The organism is Paracoccus litorisediminis (genome assembly GCF_009711205.1).
Lineage (GTDB): Bacteria > Pseudomonadota > Alphaproteobacteria > Rhodobacterales > Rhodobacteraceae > Paracoccus > Paracoccus litorisediminis.
The window spans coordinates 16,720-42,618 of sequence record NZ_WMIG01000022.1 but is presented as its reverse complement, the minus strand read 5'-3'; the positions used below and the strand labels follow the sequence as shown (position 1 = coordinate 42,618).

21 protein-coding genes are annotated in these 25,899 nt (G+C 64.6%); 10 read left to right on the top strand and 11 right to left on the bottom strand.

Going from position 1 to position 25,899, the window contains the following annotated elements:
* Positions 1 to 198: 198 nt before the first annotated feature.
* Both ahpC and ahpF read left to right on the top strand, forming a co-directional pair.
* Positions 199 to 762: an alkyl hydroperoxide reductase subunit C gene (ahpC, locus tag GL300_RS22205; RefSeq protein WP_155041868.1), complete on the top strand. Its 564-nt coding sequence runs from the start codon at positions 199 to 201 to the stop codon at positions 760 to 762.
* 54 nt (positions 763 to 816) lie between these two features.
* Positions 817 to 2,379, top strand: coding sequence for an alkyl hydroperoxide reductase subunit F (gene ahpF, locus GL300_RS22200; RefSeq protein ID WP_155041867.1), 1,563 nt, complete (start codon positions 817 to 819; stop codon positions 2,377 to 2,379).
* Between the two features lie 40 nt (positions 2,380 to 2,419).
* On the opposite strand, the gene GL300_RS22195 is transcribed toward ahpF, so the two are convergent.
* The 8 genes from GL300_RS22195 to GL300_RS22160 form a co-directional block, all read right to left on the bottom strand.
* The gene (locus GL300_RS22195) at positions 2,420 to 3,919 is read right to left on the bottom strand and encodes an aldehyde dehydrogenase (protein ID WP_155041866.1); all 1,500 of its coding nucleotides are present in this window, start codon (positions 3,917 to 3,919) and stop codon (positions 2,420 to 2,422) included.
* A gap of 12 nt (positions 3,920 to 3,931) precedes the next feature.
* Positions 3,932 to 4,717: an ABC transporter permease gene (locus tag GL300_RS22190; protein ID WP_155041865.1), complete on the bottom strand. Its 786-nt coding sequence runs from the start codon at positions 4,715 to 4,717 to the stop codon at positions 3,932 to 3,934.
* Positions 4,718 to 4,730: 13 nt separating this feature from the next.
* Entirely contained in the window at positions 4,731 to 5,597 is an 867-nt protein-coding gene (locus GL300_RS22185; protein WP_170297778.1) for an ABC transporter permease, read from the bottom strand.
* Positions 5,594 to 6,673, bottom strand: coding sequence for an ABC transporter ATP-binding protein (locus GL300_RS22180; RefSeq protein WP_155041864.1), 1,080 nt, complete (start codon positions 6,671 to 6,673; stop codon positions 5,594 to 5,596). Before GL300_RS22180 ends, GL300_RS22185 begins: the two co-directional genes overlap by 4 nt.
* A gap of 74 nt (positions 6,674 to 6,747) precedes the next feature.
* Positions 6,748 to 7,806: an ABC transporter substrate-binding protein gene (locus GL300_RS22175; RefSeq protein WP_211595340.1), complete on the bottom strand. Its 1,059-nt coding sequence runs from the start codon at positions 7,804 to 7,806 to the stop codon at positions 6,748 to 6,750.
* Between the two features lie 4 nt (positions 7,807 to 7,810).
* The gene (locus GL300_RS22170) at positions 7,811 to 9,160 is read right to left on the bottom strand and encodes a sigma 54-interacting transcriptional regulator (RefSeq protein ID WP_155041863.1); all 1,350 of its coding nucleotides are present in this window, start codon (positions 9,158 to 9,160) and stop codon (positions 7,811 to 7,813) included.
* A complete protein-coding gene (locus GL300_RS22165; RefSeq protein ID WP_155041862.1) occupies positions 9,157 to 10,296 on the bottom strand; it encodes a hypothetical protein in 1,140 nt (379 codons plus the stop codon). The genes GL300_RS22170 and GL300_RS22165 overlap by 4 nt, the downstream gene beginning before the upstream one ends.
* 138 nt (positions 10,297 to 10,434) lie before the next feature.
* Positions 10,435 to 11,424, bottom strand: a complete 990-nt coding sequence (locus GL300_RS22160; protein ID WP_343043170.1) for a LacI family DNA-binding transcriptional regulator — start codon at positions 11,422 to 11,424, stop codon at positions 10,435 to 10,437.
* A 189-nt stretch (positions 11,425 to 11,613) separates the two neighbouring features.
* Here GL300_RS22160 and sauS point away from each other — a divergent pair, with 189 nt between their 5' ends.
* From sauS to GL300_RS22120, 8 genes are all read left to right on the top strand, one after another.
* Positions 11,614 to 13,023, top strand: a complete 1,410-nt coding sequence (gene sauS / locus GL300_RS22155) for an acylating sulfoacetaldehyde dehydrogenase (RefSeq protein ID WP_155041860.1) — start codon at positions 11,614 to 11,616, stop codon at positions 13,021 to 13,023.
* Positions 13,020 to 14,546, top strand: coding sequence for an AMP-binding protein (locus tag GL300_RS22150; RefSeq protein ID WP_155041859.1), 1,527 nt, complete (start codon positions 13,020 to 13,022; stop codon positions 14,544 to 14,546). The genes sauS and GL300_RS22150 overlap by 4 nt, the downstream gene beginning before the upstream one ends.
* Positions 14,547 to 14,618: 72 nt before the next feature.
* Positions 14,619 to 15,575, top strand: coding sequence for a tripartite tricarboxylate transporter substrate binding protein (locus GL300_RS22145; RefSeq protein ID WP_170297777.1), 957 nt, complete (start codon positions 14,619 to 14,621; stop codon positions 15,573 to 15,575).
* 11 nt (positions 15,576 to 15,586) lie between these two features.
* The gene (locus tag GL300_RS22140) at positions 15,587 to 16,168 is read left to right on the top strand and encodes a tripartite tricarboxylate transporter TctB family protein (protein ID WP_155041857.1); all 582 of its coding nucleotides are present in this window, start codon (positions 15,587 to 15,589) and stop codon (positions 16,166 to 16,168) included.
* 16 nt (positions 16,169 to 16,184) lie between these two features.
* Positions 16,185 to 17,705 carry a tripartite tricarboxylate transporter permease gene (locus tag GL300_RS22135; RefSeq protein ID WP_155041856.1) on the top strand — a complete coding sequence of 507 codons (1,521 nt, stop codon included), beginning with the start codon at positions 16,185 to 16,187 and terminating at the stop codon, positions 17,703 to 17,705.
* 87 nt (positions 17,706 to 17,792) lie between these two features.
* The gene (locus GL300_RS22130) at positions 17,793 to 20,582 is read left to right on the top strand and encodes a molybdopterin oxidoreductase family protein (protein WP_155041855.1); all 2,790 of its coding nucleotides are present in this window, start codon (positions 17,793 to 17,795) and stop codon (positions 20,580 to 20,582) included.
* Positions 20,579 to 21,316, top strand: coding sequence for a 4Fe-4S dicluster domain-containing protein (locus tag GL300_RS22125; RefSeq protein ID WP_155041854.1), 738 nt, complete (start codon positions 20,579 to 20,581; stop codon positions 21,314 to 21,316). Before GL300_RS22130 ends, GL300_RS22125 begins: the two co-directional genes overlap by 4 nt.
* Entirely contained in the window at positions 21,316 to 22,206 is an 891-nt protein-coding gene (locus GL300_RS22120; protein WP_155041853.1) for a dimethyl sulfoxide reductase anchor subunit family protein, read from the top strand. The genes GL300_RS22125 and GL300_RS22120 overlap by 1 nt, the downstream gene beginning before the upstream one ends.
* Here GL300_RS22120 and iolB read toward each other — a convergent pair.
* The 3 genes from iolB to iolD all read right to left on the bottom strand — a co-directional run bounded on the left by iolB (position 22,203) and on the right by iolD (position 25,837).
* Positions 22,203 to 23,006, bottom strand: coding sequence for a 5-deoxy-glucuronate isomerase (gene iolB / locus GL300_RS22115; protein WP_155041852.1), 804 nt, complete (start codon positions 23,004 to 23,006; stop codon positions 22,203 to 22,205). The two genes, GL300_RS22120 and iolB, sit on opposite strands and share 4 nt — an antisense overlap.
* A 77-nt stretch (positions 23,007 to 23,083) precedes the next feature.
* Complete coding sequence (iolE, locus tag GL300_RS22110; RefSeq protein WP_155041851.1) at positions 23,084 to 23,995, bottom strand: myo-inosose-2 dehydratase; 912 nt, start codon at positions 23,993 to 23,995, stop codon at positions 23,084 to 23,086.
* Between the two features lie 12 nt (positions 23,996 to 24,007).
* Positions 24,008 to 25,837: a 3D-(3,5/4)-trihydroxycyclohexane-1,2-dione acylhydrolase (decyclizing) gene (gene iolD, locus GL300_RS22105; RefSeq protein ID WP_155041850.1), complete on the bottom strand. Its 1,830-nt coding sequence runs from the start codon at positions 25,835 to 25,837 to the stop codon at positions 24,008 to 24,010.
* Positions 25,838 to 25,899: the final 62 nt, after the last annotated feature.

Genomic DNA, 25,899 nt, shown 5'->3' with positions numbered 1-25,899 from the left:
ATGCCGAAACCGTGCAGCTGCGAGGGCGCAACGCCTTGCCTTTGCAGAAAATTACGTGCTTTCCCCGAAAAATCAATCCTCTCGCGCCGGGGGCCTAAAACACGCGCTTTTGGGGGCGAAAATCGCCGGTTCCTAACTGTTTTACATCCCCCGCCCGCGCCACTAACCCTGCGGCCATCACCAAAAGAGGCAAAGCAGATGGCGCTTATCAACACCAAGATCCGTCCCTTCAAGGCGCAGGCCTTCAAGCAGGGCAAGTTCATCGAAGTCACCGAAGCCGACGTGCTGGGCAAATGGGCGGTGTTCTTCTTCTACCCCGCCGATTTCACCTTCGTCTGCCCGACCGAACTGGGCGATGTGGCCGACAATTACGCCGAGCTGCAGCGCCTTGGCGTCGAGGTCTATTCGGTCTCGACCGACACGCATTTCACCCACAAGGCGTGGCATGACAGCTCGGACACGATCGGCAAGATCGAATACACCATGATCGGCGACCCGGTCGGCTTCGTCACCCGCAATTTCGACGTGATGCGCGAAGAAGAGGGTCTGGCTGACCGCGCCACCTTCATCGTCGACCCCGATGGCATCATTCAGGCCATGGAGATCACCGCCGAGGGCATCGGCCGTGACGCCACCGACCTGCTGCGCAAGATCAAGGCCGCGCAATATGTCCGCAGCCATCCGGGCGAGGTCTGCCCCGCCAAGTGGCAAGAGGGCGAAGAAACGCTGGCCCCGTCGCTGGATCTGGTCGGCAAGATCTGATGCCCCTCGGGCCGGGGAAACCCGGCCCGACACCTCTATCGGAAAGGATGTCCCATGCTTGACGCCAATATGAAAACCCAGCTCAAGGCCTATCTGGAACGGCTGGTTCGCCCGGTCCAGATCACGGCCTTTGCCGATGACAGCGCGAAATCGCGCGAGATGCTGGCGCTGCTGGACGACATCCGCAGCCTTTCCGACAAGATCAGCGTGACCCGCGGCGAGGGCGACGCGCGCAAGCCGTCCTTCATGCTGACCTCGCCCGGTCACGACATCCGGCTGGGCTTTGCCGGGTTGCCGATGGGGCATGAGTTCACCTCGCTGGTGCTGGCGCTGCTGCAGGTGGGGGGCCATCCGCCCAAGGCCGAACAGGCGCTGCTGGACCAGATCAAGGCGCTGCCGGGCAGCTTCCGGTTCGAGACCTATTATTCGCTGTCCTGCCAGAACTGCCCCGACGTGGTGCAGGCGCTGAACCTGATGGCGGTGCTGAATCCCGGCATCGAGCATGTCGCCATCGACGGCGCGCTGTTCCAGTCCGAGGTCGAGGCGCGGCAGATCATGTCGGTTCCGACGATTTTCCTGAACGGCCAGCCCTTTGGCGCGGGCCGCATGGGGCCCGAGGAAATCCTTGCCAAGATCGACACCGGTGCCGCCACCCGCGCCGCCGAAGCGATCAGCGCGCAGGCGCCCTTTGACGTTCTGGTGGTCGGCGGCGGCCCGGCCGGTGCGGCGGCGGCGGTCTATTCGGCGCGCAAGGGCATCCGCACCGGGGTCGTCGCGGAACGCTTTGGCGGGCAGGTGCTGGACACCATGACCATCGAGAACCTGATCTCGGTTCCCCATACCGAAGGTCCGAAGCTGGCGACCGCGCTGGAAACCCATGTCCGCGAATATGCGGTCGAGATCATGAACGCCCAGACCGCGACCAAGCTGGAAGAGGTCGCGGGCGGGTTCCGGGTGACGCTGGCCTCGGGGGCGGCGCTGACGGCGGCCTCGGTGATCCTGTCGACGGGCGCGCGCTGGCGGCGGATGGGCGTGCCGGGCGAGGAGCAATACCTGAACAAGGGTGTGGCCTTCTGCCCGCATTGCGACGGGCCGCTGTTCAAGGGCAAGCGCATCGCGGTGATCGGCGGCGGCAATTCCGGGGTCGAGGCGGCGATCGATCTGGCCGGGCTGGTCGCCCATGTCACGCTGATCGAATTCGACAAGCATCTGCGCGCCGATGAGGTGCTGCAACGCAAGCTGCGCAGCCTGCCCAATGTCAGCATCCTGACCCAGGCCCGCACCACCGAGGTCAAGGGCGACGGCAGCCGCGTCACCGGCCTGGCCTATGAAAACCGCGCCAACGGAGAGCTGGTCGAGCTGCCGCTGGAGGGGATCTTTGTTCAGATCGGGCTGGTTCCGAATACCGAATGGCTGAAAGGCACGCTGACCCTGTCGCCGCGCGGCGAGATCGTCACCGATGCGCATGGCGCGACATCCTTGCCGGGCGTGTTCGCGGCGGGCGATTGCACCACCGTGCCCTACAAGCAGATCGTCATCGCCATGGGCGAGGGGGCCAAGGCCTCGCTTGCGGCCTTTGACCACCTGATCCGGCTGCCGGTCGAAAAGGCGGCCTGAACGGGACGGGCCGTCGCCGGATAGCGGCGGCCCGCAGCCCTTAGCCCAGATTGATCCAGACGGATTTGGTCTGGGTATATTGGGTCAGCGCCTCAAGACATTTGTCGCGGCCATTGCCGGTCTGCTTGTAACCGCCCCAGATCGAGGTCATGTCGCCGTGGTCGAAGCAATTGACCCAGCAGACCCCGGCCTCCATGTCCTGCGCGAAGCGGTGGGCCTTGTTCAGGTCGCGGGTCCAGACCGAGGCCGCCAGCCCATAGATCGAGTCATTTGCCAGTGCCAAGGCATCATCCAGCCCGTCCACCGGCAGGATGGTCGCGACCGGGCCAAAGATTTCCTCGCGCGCGATGGTCATGCCGCCATTGACGCCGGTGAACAGCGTCGGTTCGACAAAGGCACCGGCTGACAGATGATCCGGGCGACCGCCGCCAAAGGCCAGTTGCGCGCCCTCGCTCCGGCCCTCGGTGATATAGGACATGACGCGGTCGCGATGCTCGGCGGTGACCAGCGGACCCATGGTCGTGGCCGGGTCCAAGGGGTCGCCCAGCACGAAGTTCTTGCGGGTGATCTCGGTGAATTTCTCGACGAAGGCGTCATGCAGGTTGCGCTGGACCAGAATGCGGGAACCGGCGTTGCAGACCTCGCCTTGGTTGCCATAGATGCCGTTGACCGCATAGGTGGCGACGGTATCCAGATCGTCCCAATCGCCCAGCACGATCTGCGGGGTCTTGCCGCCGCATTCGGTGGTGACGCGCTTCATGTTCGACTGCCCGGCATAGATCATCAGAAGCTTGCCGACCTCGGTCGAGCCGGTGAAGGCGATCTTGTCGACATCCATGTGCAGGGCCAGCGCCTTGCCCGCCTCCTCGCCCAGACCGTGGACGACGTTCAGCACGCCCGAGGGGCCGCCGGCCTCGATGAACAACTCGGCCAGCAGACCGGCGGACAGCGGCGATTGCTCGGCCGGTTTCAGCACGACCGAGTTGCCGGTGACCAGTGCCGGGCCCAGCTTCCAAGCTGCCATCATCAGCGGATAGTTCCAGGGCGTGATGATGCCGACGACGCCCAAGGGTTGGCGCAGGATGTAATGCAGGGCGCTCGGGTCGGTGGCGGTCACCGTGCCTTCGATCTTGTCGGCGGTTTCGGCAAAATATTTCAGCGACATGACGGAGCCGGGCACGTCGATATTCAGCATGTCCGACACGGGCTTGCCCATGTCGAGACTGTCGAGCAGGGCGAATTCCTCGGCATTCGCGGCGATCAGGGCCGAGAATTTTTCCAGCACCCCCAGACGGTCGCGCGGGGCCATGCGCGACCAGACGCCGGAACGGAAGGTCTTGCGGGCGACGGCGACGGCGCGGTCGATCTCGGCCTGACCGCCACGGGCGACATCGGCTAAGGGCTGGCCATTGGCCGGATTGATGGTCTGGAACGTGCGGCCATCGGCCGAGGCCACATAGGCCCCGTCGATGAAATGGCGGGTGCGCAGTTGCAGGCGGCTGGCGCGGTCGTGCCAGAAATCGCGGCTGTATTCGGTCATGGTCTCTTCTCCCTATTGTCCCCGGTCGCGCAGCAGTCGAACCGAAAGAATGATGATCAGGATCGATGCCGCGACGATCATGGTGCCGATGGCGTTGATCTCGGGGGTGATGCCCCGGCGCAGCGTCGAATAGATATAGATGGGCAGGGTCACGTCGCGACCGGTCAGGAAATAGGTGACCGGGATCTCATCGAAGGACAGCGTGAAGCACAGCAGCGCCGAGCCGATCACCGCGCTGCGGATGGATGGCAGCGTCACGTGCCAGAACGTCGCGAAGGGCCTGACGCCCAAGTCTGCCGAGGCTTCCAACAGCCGCGGGTTCAGCCGCGACAGCCGCGCCAGAACTTGGCTGACGACGATGCCCATCAGCGCCGTGGCGTGGCCGATGATGACCGCGCCAAGGCTTTGGGGAATGCCGATCTGCTTGTAGAAATTCAGCATGGCGATGCCCGTGACGATGCCGGGCAGGCTAAGCGGCAGGATCAGCACATTCTGAAACAGCCGCTTGCCGGGAAAGTCATAGCGGTGCAGCGCCAAGGCCGCCAGCACCCCCACCACGACTGAGATCAGCGTGGCGAAGACCGCGACGTAAAGGCTGTTTCCCAGCGCCGTCAGCATCTGCGAATTGGCCAGCACTTGGCTGTACCAATGCAGGGTAAAGCCGGACAGCGGAAAGGACGTAACCTTGCTGTCGTTGAAGGAAAAGATCACCAGCACGACGATCGGCAGGTACAGGAACGCAAGCACCGCGACGGCGAAACCGACCAGCCCTTTTTGCCACCAAAGCAGCCTGTTCATGCGTGCGCCCCCCTCACAATGCCACCCGCGCATTGCGGTCGAGTTTCGAGGACAGCCACAGCACCGCCATCACCATCAGCAGGACCAGCGTCGCCAAGGCGGAACCCAGCGGCCAGTTCAGCGCCGCGCCGAACTGGTTTTGCAGCACATTGGCGATCATCGTGCCGTCCGGGCCTCCGACCAGAACCGGGGCGACGAAATCGCCGAAGGTCAGGCAGAAGGTCACCGTCGCGCCTGCCAGCACGCCGCCCAGCGACAAGGGCAGCACGACTTTCAGGAAGGTGCCGAAGGGGCCGATGCCCAGATCCTCGGAGGCTTCGATCAGGTTCTTGGGGATATTCTCCAGCGCCGAAAAGATCGGCATGACCATGAAGGGGATGAAGATATAGGTCAGAGTAATGACCATAGATCCCTGATTATACAGGAAGATATCCAGAGGCGCGTCGATGACCCCCAGAGATTGCAGCAGTGAGTTCAGCGCGCCATTGGTGCCAAGGATCGTCTTCCACGTATAGGCGCGCAGCAGATAGGACACCCAAAGCGGCACGATCACCAGCAGATACAGCAGGTTGCGCAACCCCGGCGAGCGAATGGTGAAGGCCAGCAGATAGGCCAGCGGATAGCCCAGCAGCGTTGCCGTGATGGTGACCAGCGCTGCGATCTTGGCGGTGCGCAGGATGACGTTGAAATATTGCGGATCGCTGAAGATCTGGACGTAATTCGCGAATTGGAAATCGGGCACGAAGGTCGGGTATTTCCGCAGCCAGAACCCGACCGAGATCATGATCAGATAGGGCAGGATCAGCAGGATCAGGCTCCATGCCAAGGGCAGTGAGAACAGGCCCAGAAAACCCGCGGCATTGCGGCGGTCCAACTTCATGATGCCTCCGCCGGGAATAGCATCACGTCCTTGGCGGCGATGGACAGGGTGATGGCCGCGCCATGGGTCAGGTTTTCGGCCCCGGTCAGCCCGGCGCGCTGGACCTGCACGACCAAGGGCGTGGCGCATCCGTCGGGCATGGCCTCCAGCCGGATGCGGTCGCCTTGAAAGTTCACCTCAAGGATACGGGCGGGGATCGGGTTTTCAGTGCCGCCAAGGCGCAGGGTTTCGGGACGCAGTGCCGCGACCAACGGGGCGTCTGGCAGGAAACCGCGCCCATCGCGTGCCATGCCACGCAGGCGCAATCCGCCCGCGCATTCGACCAGTTGCGCATCGCCCTCGCGCCCGACATGACGGGCCGGGACCAGATTGCTGCCGCCAATGAAATCCGCGACATAGGGGCTGGCGGGGGCATCATACAGGTCCTGCGGCGCGCCGATCTGGCGGATGCGGCCCGATTGCATGACGACGATGCGGTCGGACATGCTCATCGCTTCGTTCTGGTCATGGGTGACCATCAGGAAGGTGATGCCCAGCTCGCGATGGATGCGCTTCAACTCGATCTGCATGCCCTCGCGCAGCTTCACATCCAGCGCGGACAGGGGCTCGTCCAGCAGCAGCACACGCGGGCGGCGCACGATGGCGCGGGCCATGGCGACGCGCTGCTTCTGACCGCCGGAAAGCTGATGCGGGCTGCGGTCGCGCAGCGTGCCAAGGCCGACCAGCTCCAGCGCATCGCCGACCTGCCGCGCGACATCAGCGCCCTTCAGGCCATAGCCGATATTCTGGGCGACCGTCATATGCGGGAACAGCGCGTAGTCCTGAAAGACCGTATTGACCGGGCGCAGATAGGCGGGGGCATGGGTCATGTCGCGGCCATCGATGCCGATCCGGCCTTCGGAGGCATGTTCGAACCCTCCGATCAGGCGCAGGGTCGTGGTCTTACCGCAGCCGGATGGGCCAAGAAGGGTCACGAACTCGCCTTCGGCAAGGGTCAGGTCGGTGCGCTCAAGCGCGCGGAAGGTGCCATAGGATTTGGTGACACCGTCCAGCGTCACGATGGGGCGGGCAGACATGGGTCGTCCTTCGGGTCAAAGCGGGGTGGTATCCCCGGCAAGGCGCAGCCCGGCCGGGGCGGCGGGCAGGGCGCTTATGGCGCGGCCTTCACCGCGTTCCAGACCTCGATATATTTGTCGAGGCGGGCGGGCTGTTCCCACATGATCAGGCTTTTCACGAAGTCGATATTGCCGACCTGACGTTCCTTTTTCATGGCGTCGTCCATGCAGCCCCCGACCGCCGTCGGGTTGACCGGGAAATAGCCGGTCGAAGCAGCGATGGCGCATTGCCCCTCGGGCGATTGCATATAGGCCATGAACTTGTAGGCGCAGTCTTGGTTCGGGCTGTCCTTGACCAGCATCATCGAATCCATCCAGCCCTCGGATTTTTCCTTGGGCGAAAACTCGACGACCTCGAAGCCCTTCTTCAGCGCGTTCACGTCCTTGCTGGTCAGCCCGGTCCAGGTGTTCGAGGCATAGACCTCATCATTGGCCATGAGTTCGGTCAGTTCCCCGGCCGAGGTCCAGTATTTGCGGACCAGCGGTTTCTGCTCGATCAGCTTGGCCTGCACGGCGGCAAGCTGATCGTCATTCAGGTCGTAGATATTGTCATAGCCCAGATAGCGCGCCGCCCAATAGATCGCCGACTTGTCGTCCCACATCGAGATCTTGCCCGCATTGGCGGGATCGAACAGCAGCCCGATCGAATCCGGCGTGCCGCTGATCTTGTCGGGGCGATAGATCAGTGAAACCGAGCCCCAGATCAGTGGCACGGCCCAGACCGAGCCATCGGCATTCAGCGAGGCGGCCTTGGAAAATTCGGGATAGATCGCGTCGAAGCCCGTAACCTTGGCGGTATCGAGGGCCTCGACGAACCCGGCCTGTTGCAGCACCGGCACCGCGTCCAGCGAGGGGACGACAATGTCATAGACCCCGCCGCCCGCCGCCAGTTTCGGGGCGAAATCGTCATTCGAGCCGACATAGGTCGCAGTGACCTTGCAGCTGGTCGCGGCCTCGAACGGGGCGGTGATTTCGGGCGTGGCATAGCCTTCCCAGGTCAGCAGGTTCAGTTCCTGCGCCTGAAGGGCACCGGCCATGCAGGCCAGCGCGGTGCCGCCAAGCGCGAGTTGTCGCAGCGCCTTGGATTTCGTCATGGGTTCACTCCTTGTTGGGGGTTGAGTGTCGCGCCCGTCCGGTTTTCCGGATCAAGGTCGCGACATCGATGCCGAGCGCCTTGGCGGCGCTTCTTTTGCTTCGGTGCGAGGCAAGGGCGTCGGCGATCAGCCCTTCCTCAAAGGCTTGGACCTGACTGCGCAGGTCGGTCCCGGCCGGGCGCGCCATGGCTGCCGGGCGCGGCGGGGTCGTGAAATCCTCGGCCGTCGCCTGCGCCCCTGAAGTGGTCGCGGCATGGGCAAGGATGTTTTCCAGCTCGCGGATATTGCCGGGATAGTCATGGCCCAGCAGAAGCTGGGTGAAGGCCGGGGAAAGGGACAACGGCGGATGGCGGTGCAGGTTGATGCGGGCCATGATCCGCTGGGTCAGTGCCGGGATCATGTCGGGCTCATCGCGCAGGGCGGGCAGCGTGACCCGAACCGCGGCGATGCGGTGGAACAGGTCGGCCCGGAACGCGCCCTTGGCCACCAGCGCCGACAGATCAACGACGGTCGCCGTCACCAGCCGCACCGTGCCGCCATCGGCAAAGGGGCGGAAGCTGTCAGCGTCAAGCAGCGCCAGCAGGCGGGCCTGAAGGGGCAGGGTCAGGTCCTCGACATGGTCGAGACAGAGCGTGCCGCCGGACGCGGCCTCGATCAGCCCGGCGCGTCGGCCGCCGGGAGCGTGGTCCTGTCCCTGCATTTCGGCGGTGAAATTGGCCTCGGTCAGGCTGGTGCAGGCGACATGGACCAGCGGGCGGTCCGGGTCCGCGCCAGCGATGCGGCGGATGAAGGCGGTCTTGCCAGTCCCGGTCTCGCCTGTCACCAGCAGGGGAGATGCTTGCGTCAGGGCGCGGAGGGCGCGGGCCTCGGCGCTGGCATGGGCCGGGGATAGGACCGGTCCGGCATCGGGTGGGTTCTGTTCGGTCAGAAAGCGGAATGTCCCGCCCAAGGGTGCGGTCCCGCGCTCGGGCGGGGTCAGGACCAGAAGCGCGCCATAGGGCGTGCCCTCGCCCGAGCGCAGGACCTGCAGCATCGCACGAGTATTGGGCTGGCCCGCAATCGCCCCGCGGCCTTCGAAGCGCTGCAGCCGCGCCAGTGCCGTCGCCGCGCCCAGCAACAGATCCTCACCATTGCGGCCATGCCGCGTCAGGTCGGTGCCCAGAAGGCCCGCGCGTCCGGTAGCCAGCAGGCGTTCGAACGCGACGTTGACCAGTCTGATCCGCCCGTCCAGCTCCAGAAAGGCGGTGGCATCCGGCAGCCCGTTCAGAAACAGCGCGAATTCGGGACCGTCGATAAAGGCGGGGCGGGCGCGGGTGCCACCCTTGGACGCGGGATGGGGCGCATAGAATTTCATGCCTCTTCGCGCTCCTTGCGGGGGCGGGTCCGTTGCGGGCGCGCGGTCACCACCATCTGTCCGCGGATACCGTCGCTGAAGGCCACGCGCAGCAGCCAGCCCCGGCGGCTGCCCTTGGCGGCAGGCAGGTTCATCGCGATTTCGCCGGTGTCGCGCAGGACGGCGGCGGTGCGCAGGGTCTGGAAGGCGGCCTTATGCGCGGCGATCTGGTCAAAGGCGCGGCCCAGCAGGTTCCTGCCCTCGAAGGCCGCATCGGCGGCGGGATTGGCGGCCAGCACGAAGCCCTCGGCCGAGAGCAGCAGCACCGGATCGGGCAGTGCGCCAAGGATGTCGCGCATGCGGTCGGCACGGTCATTCAGGTCCTGCTCGCGGGCGCGGTTGGCGCTGATGTCGCGCACCGTGCCCCACAGCCGGACCAGCCGCCCCTCGGCAATGCGGGCGCGAAAGTCGTTCTCGACCAGAATGGCTTCGCCGCCATGGCGTTGGTCGATGGCGACGGCGCCGTCCAGCCGATAGCCGGCCCGGATCAGGTCGCGCAGCATCTCGCGGTTGACGGGGGTGTCGGGGAAATAGCGCGAGACAGGTTGATCGTTGAAATCCAGTCCCTCGGGAACGGCGTACAGTTCGGCCATGGCGCGGTTGCAGGCCCGCCAGCACGAGGCATTGCCAAAGACCTGCGCGATGATCGCGTCCTCGGGTTGGGTCACGTCGATGGGTTCGAGGAACTCGATGCACCAATAGGCCTCGCGCGCCTCGCCGATCATGCCCGAAAGGATCTCGACCCGCTCGATCATCTCATCTTGCAGCGACAGGGCTTGCGCGCCCAAGGGCAGCTTGCAGACCAGCAGGCCGGCATCGGTTCGGCACAGCGTGGCGACGACGGGATGTTCGACATCGTCACGGCCCAGCATCCACAGCGGCACCGAGGCCTGAGGCTGCACCCGCCCCTCAAGCACGTCGCGCAGGAATTCGGCCGAGTGGCTGGAATACATGGTCTTCAGCGTGGGTTTATCGCCCGCGTCCAGACCCAGAAACTCTTGCTGCGCCGGGTTGATTTCCAGCAGCGCGCCGTCGGAATGGTAGCGGTCGATCAGGACCGGCAGTTCCGAGGGTAGGATTGGGGGGCCGCCCGGCATGTGGTGAATCCCGTTGTGATGGCTGTCACTCCAAGGGACTTCCCGGATTTGCGCAAAGAGATTTGGGCCAGAAGTGGCGCGCCACGTCAGAATCGCCGCAACTTCGCATCAAATGCTGCAAATTTGCAGCAAAACGAGTCAAGTTCGCGCGGTTGTGGTTGAACGCATGATCAATTCGCAATCGAAACGGGTCCGAACCAACTGGTCCTGCCCATCGCTGTCGATCACCGTGATCAGGTGGCGGGCCGCGGCCGCGCCAATGCGGCTGGCCGGGATGCGGACGGTGGTCAGGGGCGGCTCAAGCTCGGCCGAGCCATCGAAATCGCCGATGCCGATGATCGAGATGTCGCGCGGCACCGACAGGCCTAGATGCAGCGCGGCATAGATTGCCCCCTGCGCGATGACATCGTTGCCGCAAAGCAGGGCGGTGGGACGCTCGGCCCGTGTCAGCAGTTCGATACAACTGCGCTTGGACTGGGCGATGTTGTAGGGGGTTTGCAACTGCCATTCCTCGCGCAGCGCCACGCCGGTTGCCGAAATGCTGCCCATCGCCGCAAGGCGACGGGCGCGGGCGCGGTCATTGTCGCGCGTCTCGGGGAAGATGGTGGCGATGCGGCGATGGCCCAGCATCAGCAGGTGTTCGGCTGCGCGCCGTCCGGCCTCGGCATTGTCGATGCCGATGCAGGAAATCTGTGAGTCGGGCTGGTAGTTCCAGATCGCGGCGACGGGCACCTCTTGCTCGCGCAGCACACGGTAGGTGTCGGGGCGGTGATCCAGCCCGATCATCGCCAGCGCATCGACCCGGTGTTCCAGAAGCTTGCGCACCAGCGCGTATTCCATGTCCAGATCGTAGCGATGCGAGGCCAGCAGCAGCGTAAAGCCGCTTTCGCTGACCGTGTCGTTGAAGGCCTGTACCAGCTCGGCAAAGATCGCGTCCGAGACCGAGGGCACGACCAGACCGATGGTCGCGCTGCGGCGTCCGTGAATGGTCTGGGCCGCACGATTGCGGATATAGCCCAGCTTGCGGATGGCCTGATCGACCTTTTTCCGGGTCGTGGGCTGGACCAGTTCGGGATGGTTCAGCGCGCGCGATACAGTGGCCGCGGATACCCCCGCGAGCGTAGCCACGGAAACAATATCAGGTCTATAGCTTTGTTTTTTCATAGCTAAGCGTCATCCGTGCGACAGATTTATGAAAACATTTGCAAGGCTATTTTCATGACTTATCGTCAGAATTCCACGCCGACAAGAGACTCGTCCGACCGAAGGCCAGGGGCTGCCCTTTGGACCGAAGGTCCCGAACCGCCAGGGATGGGCATGAACATTTCGGAAGACATTCTGTCAGTCGATGCCGCCATGGCCCGCGCGCGCAATGCCCAGGCCGATTACGAGGCGAATGGCAGCCAGCAACGCTATGACCGCGCGGCGCTGGCCGTCGCCTGGGCGATCATGGAGCCGGGCCGCAACCGCAGGCTGGCCGAACTGGCGGTGCGCAGCACCGGGCTGGGCAACGTCGCCGACAAGATCACCAAGAACCACCGCAAGACGCTGGGACTGATGCGCGACATTCAGGGCGCGCGGACCCATGGCGTGCTGTCGGACGATCCCGCGACCGGGATCACCGAGATTGCCCGTCCGCTTGGGGTGATCGGCGCGGTCGTGCCCTCGACCAACCCGGCGGCGACTCCTGCCAACAACATCATCAACGCGTTGAAATGCGGCAATGCCATCATCCTGTCGCCATCGCCCAAGGGGGTGCCCTGTTGTGAATTGCTGCTGCAATTCATCCATGCCGAGTTCTACAAGATCGGCGAGGACCGGCGTCTGGTCCAGATGCTGCCGCCTCCGGGCGGCAAGGCCAAGACCCAGCGTTTGCTGGAGACCGCCGATCTGGCCGTGGTCACCGGCAGTCAGGACAATGTCCGCCGCGCCTATGAAAGCGGAACCCCCGCCATTGGCGTCGGGGCAGGCAATGTCGCGGTGATCGTGGATGAAACCGCTGATCTGGCCGATGCGGCGGAAAAGATCGCCATGTCCAAGACTTTCGACAATGCGACCTCGTGTTCGTCGGAAAATGCCCTGATCGTCGTCGATCGGGTCTATGACGCCTTTCTTGCCGCGATGGCGGCCGAGGGCGGGGCGGTGATCCCGTCGGACGAGGCGGCGGGGATCGTGGCCCGGCTATGGCCCGATGGCCATCTGAACCGAGAGATCATCGCCAAGGACGCCGATATCCTGATCGACAGGCTGGGGCTGACGGGGCGCGTGCCCGCCGACACCCGCTTCATCGCGGTCGAGACGGACGGCATCGGGCCCCGTCATCCGCTGTCGGGCGAAAAGCTCAGCCGGGTCGTGGCGCTTTACCGGGCGCGCGATTTCGGCCATGCCGCCGAACTGGCCGTCCGCCTGCTGCGCCATCAGGGGGCGGGGCATTCGCTGGGCCTGCACTCGACCGATGCCGAGCGGCCGCTGCGGCTGGGCACGCATCTGCCGGTCTGCCGCGTGATCGTCAATCAGGCGCATTGCTTTGCGACCGGAGGGGCCTTCGACAATGGGCTGCCCTTCAGCCTGTCGATGGGCTGCGGCAGCTGGGGCGGCAATTCCATCGACGCCAACCTGAACTGGCAGCACTTCATGCAGCGTTGCCGCATCGTCCGCCCGATCCCCGCGCGCGAGCCGGGGCTTGAGGAGATCTTTGCCGATTACTGGGCCGAGGCCGGCGCATGATGCCGAACCCGCAGGCCCCACCTGAAGGCACCGTCCGCGACTGGCTGGACTACCGCGCCGTCAGTTGCGGCACGCGGATCAGCCATGTCTTTGCAAGCGACGGCAGCACGCTGAACTGGGCCGAGCTGCGCCAGCACGCCGCCGACATCGCGGGCCGTCTGGCCAGCCTTGGCATCCGGCGCGGGGAAAGCGTCGCCATGATGATGCCCAATGGTCGCGAGGCGCTGCTGGGCCTGTTCGGGACGCTTTACGGTGGGTTCCGGGCGACGATGATCAACCTTGTCGCCGGGGTGGATGCCATCGGCCATGCGCTGACTCACTCCGGCGCGCGGGTGGTTCTGGTCGCGACATCCCAGCACGATCTGCTGACGCGGGCGCTGCTGGGGGGCACGGCGCGCCCGGTCATCATCACGGCCGAGGAAGGCTTTGACTGGCCCGTGGGTCTGGTGCCGATCCCGCCGCATCCGCATGGGGCCAGCGATGATGCGCTGCTGATGTATACCTCGGGGACGACCGGGCGGCCCAAGGGGGTCATTCACAGCCATGCCAGCCTGCTGGCCGGTGGCTGGACGACCATGATGGCGCATGACCTGACCGACCGCGACCGCGCCATGTGCGTGCTGCCGATCTATCACATCAACGGGCTTTGCGTGACGATCATGGGGCCGCTGGTTTCGGGCGGATCGGTCATCCTGTGCGAGAAATTCTCGGCCGGTCGGTTCTGGCCGATCTGTGCGGATCAGCAGGCGACGTGGTTTTCGGTCGTGCCCACGATCATCTCGCATCTGCTGCATGGCGAGGGGACGCCCGATGAAAGCGTGCGGGGGCGGATCAGGTTCGGGCGTTCGGCCTCGGCGGCGCTGGCACCCGAGGTGCAGACCGCCTTCGAGTGGCGCTTTGGCATCCCCATCGTCGAGACCATGGGCCTGACCGAAACCGCCGCACAGATCCTGTCGAACCCGCTGCCGCCGGGGCTGCGCAAGATCGGCTCTCCGGGGGTCGCCATCGGCAATGAGGTGGCGATCATGTCGGTGGACATGCGATCCCAGCCGCCCGGCCTTGTCGGGGAAATTTGTGTCCGGGGGCCGAATGTCATGCGGCTCTATCTGGACAATCCCGAGGCGACGGCAGCGGCGCTGACCCCGGATGGTTGGCTGCGCAGCGGCGATCTGGGACGCATCGATGAGGACGGCTATGTCTTTGTCACCGGGCGTCTGAAGGAATTGATCATCAAGGGCGGCGAGAACATCGCCCCGCGCGAGATCGACGAGGCGCTTTACGCCCATCCCGACGTGATCGAGGCCGCCGCATTCGGCCGCAAATGCCCTCGCTATGGCGAGCGGGTCGAGGCGGCAGTGGTCCTGCGCGACGGATCGGACCTGACCGTCCAGACCCTTGCCCTGCTATGCGAGGCGCGGCTGGGCCGGTTCAAGTCGCCCGATGTCATTCACCTGATGGACGAGTTGCCCAAAGGCCCGTCCGGCAAGATTCAACGCCTGCGGCTGGCCGAGATGACCCAATGAAGCCGCAAGTCGTCACCCGAGAGGAGCGGGCGGCGGCACCAGAAAGCAACGGTCGTGATGGGAGGAGAATCAATGACCCGTGATGCTTCACTGAAACTCGGCGCGGCAGGGCTGGTTGCCGCAGGTCTGGCCCTTTCATCGGGAATGGCGCTGGCCGATGCCTATCCCGAACGACCCGTGGAAATGGTGGTGACCTTTGGCCCCGGTGGCGGGGCCGATGTGATGGGCCGCCAGATGGGGCGGCTGATGGAAAAGCCGCTGGGCGTGGCGATCCCGGTGTCGAATGTCGCCGGGGCGTCGGGCAATGCCGGGCTGACCCATCTGCGCACCAACCCTGCCGATGGCTATACGCTGGGCACGCTGATTTCCCTGACGGTGGCATCCTGGGCCTCGGGCCTGGGCGACAGCAAGCCCGAGGATTTCCGGGTGATCTCGGTGGTGCAGAATTCGCCCTCGTTCCTGTTCGTCTCGGCCGACAGTCCTTATCAGACCGCGCAGGATCTGTTCGATTTCGCCAAGGCCAATCCGGGGCAACTGACCGTCGCCACCTCGGGTTACGGCACGCAGGATGACGTGACGCTGAAGCTGTTGGCGGGCGGCGGCGTCAAGATGGAGAACGTGCCGTTTCAATCCCCCGGCGAACGCTATGCCTCACCCATTGGTGGCCATACGTCAGTGCTTTACGAAGAACCGGGCGATGTGGCGCAATTCCTGAAGGCAGGGCAGTTGAAGCCGCTGGTGGTCTTTTCGATGGAACGCCATCCGGCATTCCCCGATGTTCCGACCTCGGCCGAGTTGGGGCACGAAATCTCGGGGCTGGACAACTTCCGCTCTATCGCCGTGCGCGCGGATACCCCGCCCGAGATCCTGACCCGACTTGAGGCCGCGATCCTTGAGGCCACCGCCAGCGCGGATTGGCAGAAATTCTGCACGGACACCTATAGCTGCATCCAGCCGGTCACCGGCGATGCGGCGCAGAAGATGGTCACGGATTTCCTGCAACTGGTCAGCAAGCAGCTGGCAAGCTGAGGGGGGACATCATGGCCATGGTTGAAAAGGCACAGACAGACCCCTCTCCGGTCACGCTGACATCCGGGGGGCTGCCGCCGCTGCTGGCGCCGGCTCTGGCCTGCGTCCTGACTTTCGCGGCACTGATCCTGCCGACATTCATGTTTCATGGCGACCGCAGGCTGCAGGTGAACGGGCTGGGTCCGGGGGCATGGCCGGGTGCGATCCTGATGGCGCTGGCCGCGTTCTCGGCGGTCTGGCTGGTGCTTGAGATCCGGGCGCTGGTCCGGGGCAAGCCGCCGGTCGGGCTAAGCGCGCCGCGGGACGAGGATGTCTATCATTACGGCAAGGCGATCACCGGCATCGTGCTGGTGATCCTTTTTGGCTGGCTGCTGCCGATCATCGGTTTTGCCCTGGCGACGGCGTCCTTCCTGCTGGTCTGGTGCCTGTATGGCGGGCTGCGCAACCCGTGGGTGGTGACCCTTGTGCCCGTGCTGGGGACGGTGGGGCTGCTGTGGATGTTCATGGGGCTGGCGCTGATGCCGCTTAGCCGCGGGATCGGACCGTTCGATCAGTTCAGCGTCTGGCTGCTGAAGCTGATCGGCATCTACTAGGGGGGGACCGACCAACATGCAGACTCTTGATTTCCTGCTGGCCGGTTTTCAGGCGGCCTTCCAGATCGGTGCGTTTCTGACCATCGTGGTCGGGCTGCTGATCGGGGTGATCGCGGGGGCCTTGCCCGGCATTTCCTTTGTGAATGCCATGGCGATGGCCTTGCCCTTTACCTATGCGATGGATGTGACCCATGCGATGCTGTTTCTGGGTGGCATCTATGTCGGCGGGGTGTTTGGCGGCTCGATCTCGGCGATCATGATCAATGTGCCGGGCACGCCCGCATCGCTGCCCTCGACATGGGACGGCTATGCGATGACGAAAAGGGGGCAGGTCAAGCGCGCCCTGACCATCGCGGTCACCGCCTCGGCCACGGGCGGGCTGGTCAGCGCCTTGATGCTGACCTTTCTGTCCGCGCCCTTCGCCAGCTTCGCGATGAAATTCTCGCAGCCCGAGTTCTTTGCGGCCACCGTGCTGGGTCTGGTCAGCGTCATTGCGATTGCCAAGGACCGGCCGATCATCACCATGATCTCATTGCTGATCGGCGTGGCCATCGGCACGGTCGGGGTCGATCCGCTTTACGGTCAGGCGCGCTTCAGCTTTGGCGTCCCCGAGGTCGAAAGCGGCATCCGTTTTGTCGTGGTGATGATCGGGCTGTTCGCCATCGGCGAGGTGGTCGATCTGGTCTCGACCGACCGTGACCTGCGACCGAAAAAGCCGCAGGGCAAGGCCAGCGGGGCCAGTTTCCGCGACATTCTGAACCTGAAAGGTCCGATCCTGCGCGGCACCGGGATCGGGTGCATGATCGGCGTCATCCCCGGTGCAGGCGCGACGCCGGGCGCGGTCATCGCCTATGGCATCGAAAAGCAGGTAAATCCGCGCGGGGCCGAGTTCGGAACCGGGGTCGAGGCGGGTCTTGCCGCCCCCGAGGCCGCCAAGAATGCCACCACCGGCGCGGCCATGGTGCCGCTGCTGACGCTGGGCATCCCCGGCAGCGCCGCAACCGCGATCATGCTGGCGGCGATGATGCTGCAAGGGGTCAATCCCGGACCGCTGCTGTTCGTCATGGACCCGTCGATGGTCTATACGATCTTTGCCGCGATGATCATCGCCAATGTGCTGATGATCGGGGCAGGAGTAGGCGTCGCGCAGATGTTCTCGACGCTGATGCGGACGCCACCGGCAATCCTTGCGGGCTTCATCGTGGTGCTCAGCCTGATCGGGGCCTTTGGCGTCAGGAACAATATCTTCGACGTCTATGTCTGCCTTGCCTTTGGCGTGGTCGGCTGGGCGATGAAACGGGTGGGATTCCCGTCCGCGCCGCTGGTTCTGGGCGTCATCCTTGGACCGCTGGCCGAGCGCTACTTCCTGACCGCGGTGGCCAATTCGCATCAGGATTTCACTGTCTTCTTTACTCGTCCGATCAGCGCGACCATCCTGCTGCTGGCGCTTGTCTTCGTGCTCTGGTCGCTTTGGCCATCCGTCAAATCACTTGTCGGGCGGCGATCGGTTCAGGAGGCCGGGCTTGATTCCAACTAAGGCAGAAATGACCGTGACGACGACCTTTCCAGCCCGCTCGCATGCCCTTGCGAACCAGCCATCTGCCCCGGAAGGAGCCGTCCTGCCATGAACCAGCCGATCATCGATACTTCGCCCAAGGTCTCGGACGAGGTGCGCAAGACGACCTGCTACATGTGCGCCTGTCGTTGCGGGATCAACGTCCACATGAAGGACGGCAAGGTCGCCTATATCGAAGGCAACCGCGACCATCCGGTGAACAAGGGCGTGCTTTGCGCCAAGGGCTCGGCCGGGATCATGCAGGTGAACGCACCCTCACGGCTGCGCGCGCCGTTGCGCCGGGTCGGACCGCGCGGCTCGGGCCAGTTTCAGGAAATCTCATGGGCCGAGGCGCTGGACACGGCCAGCGACTGGCTGACCCGCATCCGCAAGACCGATCCCTCGAAGCTGGCCTTTTTCACCGGGCGCGACCAGTCGCAGTCTTTCACCAGCTTCTGGGCACAGGCCTTTGGCACGCCCAATTACGCGGCACATGGCGGCTTTTGTTCGGTCAACATGGCGACGGCGGGCATCTACACCATGGGCGGGGCGTTCTGGGAATTCGGCCAGCCCGATTGGGACCGGACCAAGCTGTTCGTTCTGTTCGGCGTGGCCGAGGACCATGACAGCAACCCGATCAAGATCGGCATCGGCAAGCTCAAGGCGCGGGGCGCGCGGATCGTCGGCGTGAACCCGATCCGCTCGGGCTACAATGCCGTTGCCGATGACTGGCTGGGGATCACGCCGGGCACGGACGGGTTGCTGATCCTGTCGCTGGTCCATTGCCTGATGGCGGCGGGGCGGATCGATCTGGACTATCTGGCCCGCTACACCAACGCGCCCTTGCTGATCGACGATGCGACCGGACTGATCCTGCGCGATCCTGACGACCGCCCCTTGGTCATTGACCGGGCGACCGGCGCGCTGGTGCCCTTTGACCAGATGGGCGTGCGCCCCGACCTGAACGCTCACCATCCCGGTCACCGCACCGTGTTGCAACTGATGGCGGAACGCTATCTGCAACCCGAATACGCCCCCGAGGCCGTGGCCGAGCGCTGCGGTATCCCCGCCCTCCGCATCCGGGCGCTGGCCGATGAAATCGCCCGCGTGGCCTTTGATCAGGCGATCACGCTGGACCGTCCATGGACCGACTTTCGGGGTGAAAAGCATGACCGCATGCTGGGCCGCCCGGTGGCCTTTCATGCAATGCGCGGCATCTCGGCCCATTCGAACGGGTTCCAGACCTGCCGCGCCCTGCATGTGCTGCAGATCCTGATCGGCTCGGTCGAGGTGCCGGGCGGTTTCCGCTTCAAGCCGCCCTATCCCAAACCGGTCGAGGCCCATCCCGTCCCGCATTGCAAATCCCAGCCCGATCACCCGCTGGACGGCCCGCATCTGGGCTTTGTGCGCGGTCCCGAGCATCTGGCGCTGCGCGAGGATGGCAGTCCCGCCCGCATCGACAAGGCGTTTACCTGGGAAAACCCGATGTCGGCGCATGGGCTGATGCATATGGTGATCTCGAACGCGCATGCCGGCGATCCTTACCGCATCGATACGCTGTTTCTGTATATGGCGAACATGTCGTGGAACTCGTCCATGAATACGCGCGGCGTCATCGAGATGCTGACCGATCTGGACGAGAATGGCGATTACGTCATCCCCCGGATCATCTATTCCGACGCCTATAGCTCGGAAATGGTGGCCTATGCCGACCTGATCCTGCCCGATACGACCTATCTGGAACGTCACGATTGCATCAGCCTGTTGGACCGCCCGATCTGCGAGGCGGGGGCGGCGGCCGATGCGATCCGCTGGCCGGTGATCCAGCCAGATCGCGACGTGCGCGGCTTTCAGACCGTGCTGATCGAATTGGCGAACCTGATGGAGCTGCCCGGCTTCGTGCGCAAGGATGGCAGCGCGATCTATCGCGACTATGCCGATTACATCGTCAACCACCAGCGCAAGCCCGGTATCGGCCCACTGTCGGGCTATCGCGGCAATGGCGACCAGACCGGGCGCGGTGCGCCCAATGCCGACCAACTTGACCGCTACATCCGCAATGGCGGCTTTCACGTCACCCATATCCCCGGCAATGCCGAATTCTATAAGCCTTGGAACGTCGCCTATCAGGAATGGGCCGTCGGCATGGGCTTCTATGACAAGCCGATGCCCTATCTGTTCCAGTTGTATGTCGAGCCGATGCGCAAGTTCCAGCGCGCTGCCGAAGGCCATGGCGAACGCCAACCCCCCGACCATCTGCGCGACCAGCTGCGCCGGGTCATGGAGCCGCTGCCGATCTGGTATCCGCCGTTCGAGGACGGCAATGTCGATCCCAAGGAATACCCGCTGCACGCCCTGACCCAGCGCCCGATGGCGATGTATCACAGCTGGGGCACGCAAAATGCCTGGTTGCGCCAGATCCACGGGCAAAACCCGCTTTATGTCTCGCATAAGGTCTGGCAGCAGCATGGCTTTGCCGAAGGGGACTGGGCGCGTGTCAGCTCGGTCCATGGCGCGATCACCGTGCCCGTGGCCCTGCATGGCGGGCTGAACCCCGACACGGTCTGGACATGGAACGCCATCGGCAAGCGCAAGGGGGCATGGGCCTTGTCCGAGGACGCGCCCGAAGCGACCAAGGGGTTCCTGCTCAACCACCTGATCCATGAATTGCAGCCCGCCCGTGGCGATGGCTTGCGCTGGTCAAACTCGGACCCGATCACCGGTCAGGCGGCATGGTTCGATCTGCGGGTCAAGATCGAGCGGGTCGAACCGCAGACCGAATGCGACCCGCATTTCGACGCCATCGCCTCGCCCGTTGGGCGCGGCCCCAAATACCTGATATGGAAGGTGGGGCAATGACCTGTCTGCCGCAAACCACGACGCGCAAGCTGGGACTGGTCATCGATCTGGATACCTGCGTCGGCTGCCATGCCTGCGTGATCAGCTGCAAAGGCTGGAACACCGAGAATTACGGCGCGGCCCTGTCCGATATCGACGCTTACGGTGCCCAACCTGCCGGGACATTCCTGAACCGTGTCCACAGCTATGAGGTCGAACCCGCCAACGGCTGCGCGACGCAGACCGTGCATTTCCCGAAATCCTGCCTGCATTGCGAAGACGCGCCATGCGTCACCGTTTGCCCGACCGGGGCAAGCTACAAGCGGGCCGAGGATGGCATCGTTCTGGTCAACGAGGATGCTTGCATCGGCTGTGGCCTTTGTGCGTGGGCCTGCCCCTATGGCGCGCGTGAACTGGACGCGGTGGCGGGGGTGATGAAGAAATGCACCCTTTGCGTCGACCGCATCTATAACGAGAACCTGCCCGAGGAAGACCGCGTCCCCGCCTGCGTCCGCACCTGCCCGTCAGGCGCGCGCCATTTTGGCGATCTGGGCGATCCCTCCAGCGCCGTCAGCCAATTGGTCGAAAGCCGCGGAGGCTTTGACCTGATGCCGGAGCTGGGCACCAAACCCACCAACAAATACCTGCCGCCACGGCCCAAGGACCGGTTGCAAGGAGTGGCCAGCGAACCTGCCGCCGGCCCCTCTGCGACCGGCTTTTTCGCATGGCTCGACCGCGCTCTGGAGAAGATCTGATGCATCCCGCCCCTTCGGTCATTGTGTTCACCGTCCTGTCGGGCGCGGGGTTCGGATATCTGGCGTTTCTGGGTCTGGGCCTGTCCACTGGCACCGGCGCGATCGCCTTCTGGCAATTCGCGCTTGGCTTCGGGATGGCGGTGGCGGGGCTGGTCTCCTCCACCTTCCATCTGGGCAATCCCCAGCGGGCGCTGCTGGCCTTTACCCAATGGCGGACCAGTTGGCTCAGCCGCGAGGCATGGGCCTCTTGCTCGGCGCTGCTGGTCATGGCGGGTTTCGCTGTGGCTGCGATCTTCTTCGGGCGCATCCTGAATGTCGTGGGCGTGCTGGGGGCGTCGCTGTGTCTGGCGACCGTCGTTGCGACCTCGATGATCTATGCGCAGATGGCGACGGTGCCGCGCTGGAACAGCCCGCTGACACCCGGATATTTCATCGCTTGCGCGCTGACCGCAGGCGCGATCCTGTCGGCGCAGAACCATCTGGCGGTGGTTTGCCTGATCGGTTTGGCCTTGATCCAGACGGTCTGCTGGCAACGCGGCGACCGCCGCTTCACAGAGCGCGGCCACAGCATCGCCTCGGCCACCGGGCTGGGCAGCAAGGGGCGCACGCGCCTGTTCGAGGCCCCGCATACCGGCACGAATTACCTGCTGAAGGAATTCGGCTTCCACGTCGCCCGCCGCCACGCCGCCAAGCTGCGGGTGATCGGCATGGCGCTGCTTTGCGTGCTGCCGGCGCTGATCCTGTCCAGCGCCTCGGGCGGGATGGCGGTGGCGCTGGCCTTCGTGATCCATCTGGCAGGCGCCTTCGTCTCGCGCTGGCTGTTCTTTGCCGAGGCCGAGCATGTCGTCCAGCTGTACTATGGGCACCAGCCGCAGGGGGCGACGGGCTAGGTCTTGGGGACCAGCCGCTCCATCTCGGGGGCAAGGACAAAACGCCATTTGCGCAGCGGTCCGGCCATGACGTTCAGGTAATACATGCCAAAGCCATGCGGCGCGGCGCAGGGATGGTGACCGCGCGGCACCAGCACCACGTCGCCATCGCGGACCGCCATCACCTCGTCCAGACTGCCGTCATCGGTATAGACGCGCTGGACACCCCAGCCATCGCCGGGATCAAGGCGATGATAGTAGGTCTCCTCCAGATAGGTGACGCGCGGAAAGTCGTCCTCATCATGGCGGTGGCTGGGATATGAGGACCAGTTCCCGGCCGGGGTGAACACCTCGGTCACCAACAGGCTGTCGCAGTAATCCTCCGCCTCCATGGCGATATTGTTGATCCAGCGGGTGTTGCTGCCCTCGCCGCGCTGGGTCAGGGTGATCCCATCCGGCCCGATCCGCCGCGCCTTGTGCCCGCCGGAGCCGGGGGCGCTGCATACGGCGATGATGCAGTCGGTGACCGCCCGCGCGCGCCAGCCCTCGTCATTCGGGACATAAAGGCAATGCGGCGGCGTCCGTTCAAAGACGCTCATCCGCTCGCCCAATACGCCCCAATCCTGCCCGGCGGCGTGGATTTCGGCCTTGCCCTCGACCATGACCAGCATCACCTCGCGCGTGCCGGTCGCCTCCTGAGCTTCCTCGCCTGCCCGCAGCCGGTACAATGAAAAGCCGACATAGCGCCAGCCCGCCGATTGCGGGGTGATCTCATGCACCTTGCCATGGGTGCCAAAGGGTTTGCGCAGAAGTGTGCCCATCTGGATGACCTTGTTCTTTCTTGTAGAAATATCCTCGGGGGGTGCGGGGGGCAGACAGCCCCCCGCCCTTTTCGCGATCAGGCGGGAATGCTTTGGTCCAGCCCGGCTTCCAGCGCCGCCGCCTTCAACGCCTTCAGCCCCATCGACTGGTATTCCAGCGGGTTGCGGATCAGCGGGTCCTGCTCGGCCTCGATCACCAGCCAGCCATCATAACCGGCCCCGGCCAGTATCCGCAGCAAAGGCACGAAATCGATCGCGCCTTCGGGATCGCCCGGCACGGTGAATGCCCCGGCCAGCACGCCCTGAATGAAGGACAGGTTTTCGGCCCGCACGCGCCGGGTTACGGGCAGGCGGATGTTCTTGGCGTGGAAATGCGCGACGCGGGCGACATGCCGGGCCAGCACTTCTTCGGGATTTCCGCCGCCAAAGGCGCAATGCCCCGCATCGAACAGCAGATGCGTCGCGGGTCCGGTCGCGGCCATGAAGGCGTCGATTTCCTCAGGGCTTTCGACCACCGTGCCCATATGGTGGTGATAGGCCAGCGTAATGCCCTGCGTGGCCAGATAGGCCGCGAATTCCTCGATCTTGCGGCCGAACTCGGCCATCTCGTCGGCACTCAGCCGCGGACGGTCGTTCACCGGCACATCTGCCCGCCCATGGACCGTGTTCGAGCATTCGCAGACAATGCAGACCTTGCAATCATTGGCCTTCAGTTTGGCCAGATGGGGTTGTACGGCGGCGATCTCGTCCTCGACGCTGCGGGTCAGAAGTTCCGTCGAATACCAGCCCGAGATGAACTTCAGCCCATACCGACCCAGAAGAGATTTCAGCGCCTGCGGGTCATCGGGCCAGCGATGGCCGTTCTCGATCCCGTCAAAGCCGATGACCTCGCCCGCCTCATGCAGGATCTGCTCGGTCGGGATATGCGCGCCGATCGACTGGTCGTCGTCATTGGCCCAGGCAATGGGATTGGTGCCATAGCGGATCATGTCATGCGTCCTTCAATTGACCAGCGCCTGACGGCGGGTGTTGTCGATATACTTGGAATAGGCCTCGCGCAGCTTCGCGCTGCCGCCGATCTCGGGGACGGCCACGTCCCACCAATGGCCGCCGCCAGCCTCGCCGGGGCCATGGGTCGGGTCGGTGTCGATGACGATCACCGTCGGAATATCGCGGCCGCGCGCGGCGTGGATCTGTACCTCAAGATCGGCGATGTCGGTCGCCTTGACCGCATGTGCGCCCATCGACGCGGCATGGGCGACATAGTCGATCTGCGGCTGCGCCTCGATATTGCAGTCCTTGTAGAGGTTGTTGAATTCCTCGCCGCCGCAACCCTGCTGAAGGCGGTTGATGCAGCCATAGCCGCGGTTGTCGGTCAGGATGACGGTAAAGGGCACGCGCCGCATCACCGCCGTCGCCAGTTCGGAATTGGCCATCATGTAACTGCCGTCGCCGACGAAGCACAGCACCTCGCGCTGGGGCAAGGCCAGCTTGATCCCCATCGCACCCGCGATCTCATAGCCCATGCAGGAATAGCCGTATTCCATGTGATAGCCGCCCTGCGCGGGCTGCCACAGCAGCTTCAGCGCGCCGGGCATGGTCCCGGCCGCGCACATGGCGATGCTCTCAGGGGTCGAGGCCCGCTGCACCGCCCCGATCACCTGCGCATCGGTCGGCAGGGCATTGCCATCAGCGGGTGCGGCGCAATGGGCATCGACCGCGGCCAGCCAGTCAGCGCGGGCCTGCGTGTCGAAACGCTCGATGCGATGATCGCCCAACAGTGCGGTCAGACCTTCCAGTGCCACGCGCGCATCGGCAACCAAGCTCAACGCCCCATGCTTGCTTGCGTCATAAGGCTGCACATTGATCGACACGAGTTGCCCTGAAAACAGCGTCCGGGAACCGGTGGTGAAATCCTGCAGGCGCGTGCCGATCCCGATCACCAGATCCGCCCGCGTCAGCGCGGCATTGGCCGCAGCCGAGCCGTCAACGCCCGAGGCCCCCAGATTCAGCGGATGCGCCTGCGCCAGCGCTGATTTCCCGGCCTGCGTCTCGGCCACCGGAATGCCATGATCTTCGGCGAACTGCGCCAGTGCCGCTTCCGCACCCGAATAGATGACGCCCCCGCCACAGACGATCACCGGGCGCTTGGCCTGCCGGATCAGCCCGGCCACTTCGGCCAGTTCCGCGGCATCCGGGGCAGGGCGGCGAATGCGCCAGACCTTGGGTGCAAAGAACGCCTCGGGCCAGTCATGGGCTTCGGCCTGCACATCCTGACAGAAGGCCAGACAGACCGGCCCGCAATTGGCTGGATCGGTCATCACCCGCAACGCGCGGGGCAGGGCAGTCAGCAACTGCTCGGCCCGCTGGATGCGGTCGAAATAGCGCACCACCGGGCGGAAGCAGTCATTGGCAGAAATCGTGCCGTCGTCGAAATCCTCGACCTGCTGCAAGACCGGATCGGGGCGGCGGTTGGCAAAGACATCGCCCGCGATGAACAGGACCGGCAGGCGGTTCACATGCGCCAGAGCTGCCGCCGTGACCATATTCGTCGCCCCTGGCCCGATCGAGCTGGTCACCGCCTGCGCCCGTTTGCGCGCACTCGCCTTGGCATAGGCGATGGCGGCATGAGCCATGGTCTGTTCGTTCTGGCCGCGCCATGTCGGCAGCGCCGCGCCGATCCCGTGCAGGGCCTCGCCCAGACCGGCGACATTGCCATGACCAAAGATCGCCCAGACCCCCTCGATGAAACGCTCGCCATCCTCGGTCATCTGTACCGACAGCCAGCGCACCATGGCCTGGGCCGCTGTCAGTCTGATCGTCCCGCTCATGCCTGTCCTCCGCCTGCTTCTTTCTTGCCCAAATATCCCGGGGTGAATTGGCCGCAGGCCAA

Excerpts from the sequence above, each read along its gene's own strand:
- GL300_RS22150 (WP_155041859.1), top strand. The coding sequence starts at position 13,020 with ATGATGCCGAACCCGCAGGCCCCACCTGAAGGCACCGTCCGCGACTGG.
- GL300_RS22125 (WP_155041854.1), top strand. The coding sequence starts at position 20,579 with ATGACCTGTCTGCCGCAAACCACGACGCGCAAGCTGGGACTGGTCATC.
- GL300_RS22170 (WP_155041863.1), bottom strand. The coding sequence starts at position 9,160 with ATGAAATTCTATGCGCCCCATCCCGCGTCCAAGGGTGGCACCCGCGCC.
- ahpF (WP_155041867.1), top strand. The coding sequence starts at position 817 with ATGCTTGACGCCAATATGAAAACCCAGCTCAAGGCCTATCTGGAACGG.
- GL300_RS22190 (WP_155041865.1), bottom strand. The coding sequence starts at position 4,717 with ATGAACAGGCTGCTTTGGTGGCAAAAAGGGCTGGTCGGTTTCGCCGTC.
- iolD (WP_155041850.1), bottom strand. The coding sequence starts at position 25,837 with ATGAGCGGGACGATCAGACTGACAGCGGCCCAGGCCATGGTGCGCTGG.
- GL300_RS22175 (WP_211595340.1), bottom strand. The coding sequence starts at position 7,806 with ATGACGAAATCCAAGGCGCTGCGACAACTCGCGCTTGGCGGCACCGCG.
- GL300_RS22180 (WP_155041864.1), bottom strand. The coding sequence starts at position 6,673 with ATGTCTGCCCGCCCCATCGTGACGCTGGACGGTGTCACCAAATCCTAT.
- GL300_RS22185 (WP_170297778.1), bottom strand. The coding sequence starts at position 5,597 with ATGAAGTTGGACCGCCGCAATGCCGCGGGTTTTCTGGGCCTGTTCTCA.
- sauS (WP_155041860.1), top strand. The coding sequence starts at position 11,614 with ATGAACATTTCGGAAGACATTCTGTCAGTCGATGCCGCCATGGCCCGC.
- GL300_RS22140 (WP_155041857.1), top strand. The coding sequence starts at position 15,587 with ATGGCCATGGTTGAAAAGGCACAGACAGACCCCTCTCCGGTCACGCTG.
- GL300_RS22195 (WP_155041866.1), bottom strand. The coding sequence starts at position 3,919 with ATGACCGAATACAGCCGCGATTTCTGGCACGACCGCGCCAGCCGCCTG.
- GL300_RS22165 (WP_155041862.1), bottom strand. The coding sequence starts at position 10,296 with ATGCCGGGCGGCCCCCCAATCCTACCCTCGGAACTGCCGGTCCTGATC.
- GL300_RS22120 (WP_155041853.1), top strand. The coding sequence starts at position 21,316 with ATGCATCCCGCCCCTTCGGTCATTGTGTTCACCGTCCTGTCGGGCGCG.
- GL300_RS22130 (WP_155041855.1), top strand. The coding sequence starts at position 17,793 with ATGAACCAGCCGATCATCGATACTTCGCCCAAGGTCTCGGACGAGGTG.
- GL300_RS22145 (WP_170297777.1), top strand. The coding sequence starts at position 14,619 with ATGACCCGTGATGCTTCACTGAAACTCGGCGCGGCAGGGCTGGTTGCC.
- iolB (WP_155041852.1), bottom strand. The coding sequence starts at position 23,006 with ATGGGCACACTTCTGCGCAAACCCTTTGGCACCCATGGCAAGGTGCAT.
- ahpC (WP_155041868.1), top strand. The coding sequence starts at position 199 with ATGGCGCTTATCAACACCAAGATCCGTCCCTTCAAGGCGCAGGCCTTC.
- GL300_RS22135 (WP_155041856.1), top strand. The coding sequence starts at position 16,185 with ATGCAGACTCTTGATTTCCTGCTGGCCGGTTTTCAGGCGGCCTTCCAG.
- iolE (WP_155041851.1), bottom strand. The coding sequence starts at position 23,995 with ATGATCCGCTATGGCACCAATCCCATTGCCTGGGCCAATGACGACGAC.